Consider the following 7,826-nt stretch of genomic DNA (forward strand, 5'->3'; position numbering starts at 1 on the left):
AATGATAGGCACAACCAATAAATGAACAATTCTCTGATTTTTACAATCAATGCGCTATTTAGAACAACAAAATTAACAAAAAACCAGTCTTATCGTTCAATTATAAGCAACAAAGCGAAGCAGTAGGCTTAAGAAGGAAATGGATTGAATTGAGATAAATACTCGCCGTGTGGTTCCATTTATACAAACAAAAAGAGCACCGACCGGTGCTCTTACTATTCATCACTAGACTCGAATTAAATTGTGAAGACTTGGTAATCTTTTAAGTTCGGAATGATTTCATGCAGTTCTTGCTCTTGTTCTGCCATCTCATCAAGTGAATCACAGAACTCATTCGCTTCCTCCTGTACTTGTTGAGAGTGTTCTTTCATTCGCTCTTCAACTTTCAGCTTTAATTCAGCCATACTGTCAGCCAGTTCAGTCAGGTTTAGGCCACCGTCTTGTTTCATTTTTTCTGACATCGCATTAAAAGCGCTAGAGATAAATTCTTGGTTAAAGATTTCTTTCGCCTTCTCGAAATCTTCAGACCAGCCATTGGCCATCGAATCAAAGCTTTCTGCAGGCAACACTAATTCGCCATCTTTGTAATAACGCGCTTCCAGTTCTGCAAAGTAGGTTTTCATTGATTCTTTTACATTATCAAATGACTCAGGTGAATCCAGGCTAGCCGCGATATCATCAATCACGTCATTGGCTAACGCTAAGCTATCGTTGGCCATTTGTTTCGCTCGAGGTAAGTACTCACTCATGTTTTCGCGATATTTCTCAATCGCCGCTTGTTGGTCGGCATCAAGCTCAACCTTCTCACCATGAATATAGAGGTCGTTGTTATCATCAAAAACGGCCGTATCACCATTCACTTGATGGATTTCGACTTTTTGGTCATCAATTCGTAGTTCATTCTTCAAATCAACTCGACATTGAGCCGCAAATGTTGGCAGGCTCACAACAGAGATCGCCGCTGTTAACGATGCAATTAATACACTGTTTTTCATAAATACATTGTTTTTCATAACATCCTCTCATCAATCTGCCAGATTACTATACCCTTGGTATATGCTCCTTTGTCAGAGAAACGTTTTATATCTATTAGTCAGTTAGTTAGTCGATAGAGATAACTTCGTAGCAAAACTGTTTATCTGCGACCTTAAACTCAATCTCATCACCAACTTCTTTACCCATTAGAGCCTGGCCAAAAGGTGCATTTGCCGTCACTATGGCAATCTCATTCTCATTCCACGTGACAGAAAGTCCGCCGACTCTCGGCCCCATAAAAAAGTGTTTATATTGATCATGCTCGTCAATGACCACAACGTAACTGCTCACCGTAACCTTCTCACTATCACGCAACACTAAGTTACGATAACACTGAATATCGTCTTCACACTCTTGTACCCTCACCGCTTGACCATGGGCGAGATACGAAGCTTCTAATGCCAATGTATCGTACTTATGTTCAGGCACTGTCTCTTCATCTGTCGCAGCATCAATAGCGCGTTGAGTAGCAGATTGTGCGATACGTAATCGGGATTCAAGTTGCTCTATGATTATTTGGCGAAGCTCAGACTTATTCATACTATTGGGGTGCTTTTCTATAGGAGCTACAGAATAGAATTAGGTACAATCAGGTGCAAGACATTTGATTCATCAAGCGACGCTATCATGAATGGGCGCCCGCTTTAGCATCAATACGACACTTAATAACTCAGGTAGAACATAAATGATTGAGCAGAAGCTAAAACAAGTATTCGGATTCGACTCACTGCGCAATGGGCAAAAGCAAGTCATTGATAACGTTCTATCTGGTCACTCGACTGCCGCGATATTCCCGACAGGCTCAGGTAAATCGCTGTGCTATCAATTACCAGCATTAGAGTTACCGCACTTAACCTTGGTGATATCGCCACTGTTAGCCTTGATGAAAGACCAACTCGCTTTCCTGCACAGTAAAGGCATTAGCGCAGCGGCAATCGAATCAAGCCAAGACCGACAAACCACACAACAGGTTATGCAGTCAGTGCGTAACGGTGACACCAAGATCCTCATGATCTCCGTCGAGCGCTTGAAGAACGAACGCTTTCGTCAGTTTATCTCCCAAGTGTCGATCTCACTGCTTGTGGTCGATGAAGCGCACTGTATTTCAGAATGGGGACACAACTTCAGACCCGACTACCTGAAGCTTCCTCAATACCAAAAACAGCTCAATATTCCTCAGGTTCTACTACTGACAGCCACTGCGACTACAGCGGTTATCCAAGATATGAAGTCAAAGTTTGAAATTGATGAGGAGCGCGTTGTGGTTACGGGTTTCTATCGTCAAAATCTCGATCTGTCGATTCAACCTTGTGAACAAACCAGTAAGCTAGAAACCTTGTGCAATGTGGTTAACCAAGCTTCTCTCGCTCCGACTATTGTTTATGTCACCCTTCAACAAACGGCAGAGATGGTGGCTCAGCAGCTTCGCAATGCTGGCGTTAATGCAGTGGCTTACCATGCGGGTCTTAAGCCTGAAAATAGAGATGCTATTCAACACCAATTCATGAATGATGACGTGAGCTGTATCGTCGCAACTATCGCGTTTGGTATGGGCGTGGATAAGTCCAACATTCGCCGAGTGATTCACTTTGACTTACCAAAATCGATCGAAAACTACTCACAAGAGATCGGCAGAGCTGGTCGAGATGGGCAAGCGTCTGAATGTATTTTACTGGCTAACAAACACGGTTTAAGCACACTCGAGAACTTCGTTTTTGGTGATACGCCAGACAACATATCGATCCAAGCGGTATTAAAAGAGATCTACGAAAATCAAAACATTGGCGCTTCTGGCTCGAATCAATGGGAGATCATGCTTAATCAACTATCACGTGAATCCAACATTCGTCAGTTACCGCTAAAAACACTACTGGTGTATCTCGAAATTGAAGGTGTGATTGAGCCCAAGTACAGCTACTTCGCAGACTACAAATTTAAGTTCATTCGTCCGAAACAGCAGATCACAGAGCAATTTCAAAGTGAACGTCGTCAATTTGTCGAAGCGATTTTCCAATGCTCTCCTCAAGCAAGAGTGTGGTGCCAAGTCGACTTCGATGCGCTTTGGACACACTTCCAAGCCGATCGTCAGCGTGTGATTGCGGCTATCGACTACTTCAATGAACAAGGTTGGATTGAACTAGAAAGCAAGCAGATCACCGATGTCTACGCGATCCACAATACTTCTGAAGATATGATGCAACTGTCAGAGCGTCTAACTGAGTTGTTTAAAGCAAAAGAAAACAGCGAGATAAACCGCCTTAACCAAATGCTGAATTTCTTTGAGGCGGATACTTGCCTAAGCTCACGCCTTGCGAGTTATTTTGCCGATGAGAAAGCACCAACAAACTGCGGTCACTGCTCTGTATGTCGAGGAGAAGTGGCAATCTTACCAACCGTTGATGTTGAACCTATCGATGATGAGACGGTGATGACATGGATACATGAGTTTATTTCGGCTAGCCAACAACTGATTACCGACGAGGCAATTACTCGCTTCTTATGTGGAATCGCCACCCCGCTTTCAACCAAACTCAAAGCCAGTAAAATGGTCGGTTACGGCAAGCTAGAGCAGCAACCGTTCAGTGATACCTTAGCGCGAGTAAAACAACTTCCTAGGTAATTCTTACTTATAAAAAACCGACTAGGCTATGAAGCGTAGTCGGTATTCATCTCACTCATTATCTTTAAAAGAAGCTCAACTGACGCATTTGGTCTTTAGGTTGCAGCATTACGCTTAAACCAAGCAGGCGTATTTCTCGCCCCTGTTGTCTTTTCAGTATTTCACTAAGCAGCTCTTTGAAGTGTTCACGATCGAGAGAGGCATGGATGTGTTCAATCGTGGTTTGTTGAAAGTCGGCGAACTTGAGCTTAATGCCCTGCTTGATGATCGCTTTGCTTGGGCTAGCCTTTTCTAAGCGAGTCTCGAGTTCAGGAAATAGCTTATCTTCGATTACCTGCCAACATTCTGCGTAGCTTGAAATGTTTTGGGTAAAGGTGCGCTCTACACCTACCGATTTTCGCTCGCGCTCGATGATAACTTCTCGATCATCAATGCCATGACTGCGCTTCCAGAGTGATGCACCTTGACGGCCAAACTTGAGTAGCAGGTCTCGATAGTCAGACTCTTTGATATCCTTACAAGTAAAGAAACCCGCTTGGTGCAGCTTTTCTATGCTCACTTTGCCGACACCGGGAATCTTTTCAAGTGGTAGCTCATCGATCACTGATTGCACGTCTTGTGGAGGGATAACAAACTGACCATTGGGCTTATTCAGATCTGAGGCCACTTTCGCCAAGAATTTAATCGGTGCAATTCCTGCAGAAGCTGTCAGGTTCAGTTCGTTCCAAATATCACGGCGAATAGACTCGGCAATAAGTGTTGCTGAACCGTGACACCGCTTAGAATCGGTGACATCAAGGAAAGCTTCATCCAAGGAAAGTGGTTCAATGATTGATGTGTATCGAGAGAAGATTTCACGGATCTTTTTAGATATCTCGACATAGACCGACATTCTTCCCGGCACAACCAATAGATTAGGACAAAGCTGTAGGGCCTTTCCGGTAGGCATTGCAGAGCGAACACCAAACTTGCGGGCTTCATAATTACAGGTGCTCAAAACGCCGCGTTGCTTTTCATGCCCACCAACAGCTAACGGGCGATTTCGGTAAGCAGGGTTATCACGCATTTCTACAGCCGCGTAAAAACAATCCATATCGACATGGATTATTTTTCTGACTTTCTCTTGGTCCGAACTGCACATTTGGAAATAACTCAACCTTACAACTGTATCTATGAACAGTATAATCAATTATTCTCAGATTTAAAATGATCTGGAGTCCAGCTCAACAGGTTTCACTTCATTCGCCGCCCACTATTCTGATAGTATTGTTAGGAGTATTTAGTCTATAAGTAGGGATAGCTTTTGAGTGAAAAAATACTAGTGGTAGAGGATAGTCGCGCATTCAGAAACTATCTTTACCAACAATTTAAGAACGATGGCTATGAAGTTGCGTTGGCGGAATCTGTAGAAGAAGCCAAAGCGATCTTAGAGCAAGAAACGGATTTCTTGTGTGCAGTCCTCGACTACTGTTTACCTGACGGCCAAGACGGCGAGATCATTGATCTCGTCTTAGGCTATCAACAGAAAATCATTGTCCTGACCGGGATGTTCGACAATCAACTGCGAGAGCAAGTCCTAGCCAAAGGCGTTATCGATTACATACTTAAAGACAGTATGTCATCAGTAAGCTACCTACTTCCCCTGGTTCAAAGAATTTCGAATAATCGCCATCACAAAGCATTGGTTGTCGATGATTCAGCGGTCGTTCGCCGTTACATAGCTCAACTTCTAGAACACCAATATATCCAAACTATCCAAGCCGAAGATGGCGAACAAGCATTAAAGCTCCTTCATAACGACCCTGATATTACATTCGTTGTTACAGACCATGATATGCCGAAGAAAGACGGTATAGCGATGATCCGTGAGATTCGACGCGATCACGACAGAAACCAGTTGGCCATTCTAGGATTATCCGGGAGTGATGATCGCACCATGACAGCTCGATTCCTTAAAGCGGGGGCTAACGACTTCCTTTACAAGCCTTTTAACCAAGAAGAATTTTTTTGCCGTATCCATCAACTGCTTGATATGAAAGAAGCGGCCAACGAGCTATTTCGACATGCCAACGAGGATGCTCTTACTGGCTTATGGAACCGTCGTTACCTGTTCAATCAAACATGTAAAGGTTGTGAGCAGCGCAGTATAGCCATGATGGATATCGACTTCTTCAAGAAAGTGAACGACACCTACGGTCACGATGGTGGTGATGCAGTCCTCGTGGAAGTCGGCAAGATCATCAAAGACCATTTTAAAGATGATGTTGCTGTACGCTTCGGTGGCGAAGAATTTTGTATTCAGTCGTGTGGTTCGTTTGAGAGCTTTGTTGACAACTTAGAGTCCATGAGAGAAGCCATTGAAAGCCATGTTGTTGAGCATGACTCTCAAAGAATCAAGGTCAGTATCAGTATCGGCGTAACCGATTTAGACGCGAAGCTAGATGAGCAGATCAAAGCCGCTGATGAGCTTCTTTATACGGCAAAAGAGCAAGGTAGAAACCAACTAGTGTTTGCGCGTAACAGCATGCAAATCGAACAATAGTCATTCGCCTCTGTTTCCATTTTTGGTATACCAAGATTAATTGCTAGACCTCAAAACTAAAAAAGCTCAAGACGATAATCTTGAGCTTTTCAATTTGAGGGCATAGATAACTCTATCCCCTATGACTGTCACCAATTAAGCGATACGGTCTTTACTCCAAGCCGCTTCTTTTTGTTGACGCTCAGCCAGCTTCTCTTCACGGTAAGCTTCACGTGCTTCACGCTTCTTACGCGCGTCACAAGGTTCAGGGCAGTTACATACTTTATCAATACCAACAGCACCCAAACCGCCACAGCTACCTTTCACAACTTTCTTTTGGATAATATAGCCAATTGACATCGCTGCGATTACTGCAAGAAAAACACCAAATGTAATCAGAAATGTATTCATAATTATCTCGCTTACCTTATTTACCTAAGTATGGCTTAAATGCTTCAGAAGCAATTTCTTTAAAGCCATCTGCTGTTTTTACCACCATGAACACTGGGATGTTATGTTGGTTTGCGACTTCCATTCCTTTTTCCTCACCTAAGACCATAAGGCCCGTAGATAAGCCGTCTGCAGTCATTGAAGACGGGTTTAAAACAGTCACAGAAACCACTTTATGGTGAAGAGGCTTTCCTGTTTCAGGGTTGATGATGTGTGAGTAACGAACACCATCACGTTCAAAATAGTTACGGTAATCACCAGAGGTTGCGATAGCCATATCACCCGGCTCGATGATCTCTTGGATATTACGCTCATCAACGCTTGGTTTCTCAATCGCGATACGCCAGCCCACGTTCTCACGGTTTAAACCTTTCAGACGAATTTCGCCACCGACTTCAACCATGTAGTTGTGAATACCGATAGAATCAAGGTAGTCAGCGACGACGTCAACACCCCAACCTTTTGCAATCGTGGATAGATCGACATACAGGTTAGGTAGGTCTTTCTTCAACATGTTGCCTTCAACACTAAGATGATGGATACCAATCTTAGCCTTGCGAGCCGCCAGCTCTTCATCTGATGGCACAACTTCAGGACGAGCTTCAGGACCAAAACCCCATAAGTTAACTAACGGACCAACCGTTACATCCAGAGCTCCTTCAGTAAGACCGTTCAAACGAATCGCTTCTTTCACAACCGTCGCTGTTTGCTCAGATACTTCGAACGCATCCGCACCTTTATGCTGGTTGAAACGGCTTAATTCGGAATCTTCACGGTAAGTCGACATCTGGTCGTTTACTTCTTCAAGTAGACGATCGATCTCTGTATGAACTTCATTAGACTCAGGAAATTCATCACCATTGATGTATTTAATATTGTAACTCGTGCCCATCGTTGGGCCACTCAAATGCACTTGCTCTCTTGACTGCTCACAGCCCGCAAGAAAAATCAAAGAAGTTAATGCAACAAGCCAAATTCTCACTTGCTTACTCCTGTCTAATGTTGAGGATTTATATAAGGAAAAATAAGAGTAAAAAATAGGTATTTTGAATGCCTTACTCTTTCTTATATAAGCCAGTATGTTGTCAAAAGCTGTCTTAGAAAAACAAATGGCTGACTCGTAGGAGTCAGCCATAATATCAATCACTTAAGTGGATTAACCACCGAAGTCATCTAGTAGGATGTTTTCATCTTCTACAC

The 7,826-nt window shown here is 43.4% G+C and carries 7 protein-coding genes; 2 read left to right on the forward strand and 5 right to left on the reverse strand.

Going from position 1 to position 7,826, the window contains the following annotated elements; genetic code table 11:
• Nucleotides 1–236: 236 nt before the first annotated feature.
• Entirely contained in the window at nucleotides 237–1,013 is a 777-nt protein-coding gene (locus AB4623_RS03490; protein ID WP_136982350.1) for a YggN family protein, read from the reverse strand.
• An 88-nt stretch (nucleotides 1,014–1,101) separates the two neighbouring features.
• Entirely contained in the window at nucleotides 1,102–1,575 is a 474-nt protein-coding gene (locus AB4623_RS03495) for a GreA/GreB family elongation factor (RefSeq protein WP_017059917.1), read from the reverse strand.
• A gap of 145 nt (nucleotides 1,576–1,720) precedes the next feature.
• Between AB4623_RS03495 and AB4623_RS03500 the strand changes: the two genes are divergently transcribed.
• On the forward strand, nucleotides 1,721–3,655 hold the full coding sequence (locus AB4623_RS03500) for an ATP-dependent DNA helicase RecQ (protein WP_372145767.1): 1,935 nt from the start codon (nucleotides 1,721–1,723) through the stop codon (nucleotides 3,653–3,655).
• 64 nt (nucleotides 3,656–3,719) lie between these two features.
• Here the strand turns inward: AB4623_RS03500 and dinB are convergent, their stop codons facing one another.
• A complete protein-coding gene (gene dinB, locus AB4623_RS03505) occupies nucleotides 3,720–4,796 on the reverse strand; it encodes a DNA polymerase IV (RefSeq protein WP_029235195.1) in 1,077 nt (358 codons plus the stop codon).
• A 162-nt stretch (nucleotides 4,797–4,958) separates the two neighbouring features.
• On the opposite strand from dinB, the gene AB4623_RS03510 reads away from it, so the two are divergent.
• A complete protein-coding gene (locus AB4623_RS03510; protein WP_102333772.1) occupies nucleotides 4,959–6,197 on the forward strand; it encodes a response regulator in 1,239 nt (412 codons plus the stop codon).
• 135 nt (nucleotides 6,198–6,332) lie between these two features.
• On the opposite strand, the gene nqrM is transcribed toward AB4623_RS03510, so the two are convergent.
• Together nqrM and AB4623_RS03520 are read right to left on the reverse strand one after the other, a co-directional pair.
• Entirely contained in the window at nucleotides 6,333–6,587 is a 255-nt protein-coding gene (gene nqrM / locus AB4623_RS03515; protein ID WP_009848378.1) for a (Na+)-NQR maturation NqrM, read from the reverse strand.
• Nucleotides 6,588–6,603: 16 nt separating this feature from the next.
• Nucleotides 6,604–7,608, reverse strand: a complete 1,005-nt coding sequence (locus AB4623_RS03520; RefSeq protein WP_017059913.1) for an FAD:protein FMN transferase — start codon at nucleotides 7,606–7,608, stop codon at nucleotides 6,604–6,606.
• Nucleotides 7,609–7,826: the final 218 nt, after the last annotated feature.

This window comes from Vibrio sp. 10N.222.52.C12 (genome assembly GCF_041474215.1).
Classification (GTDB): Bacteria; Pseudomonadota; Gammaproteobacteria; order Enterobacterales; family Vibrionaceae; genus Vibrio; species Vibrio crassostreae_C.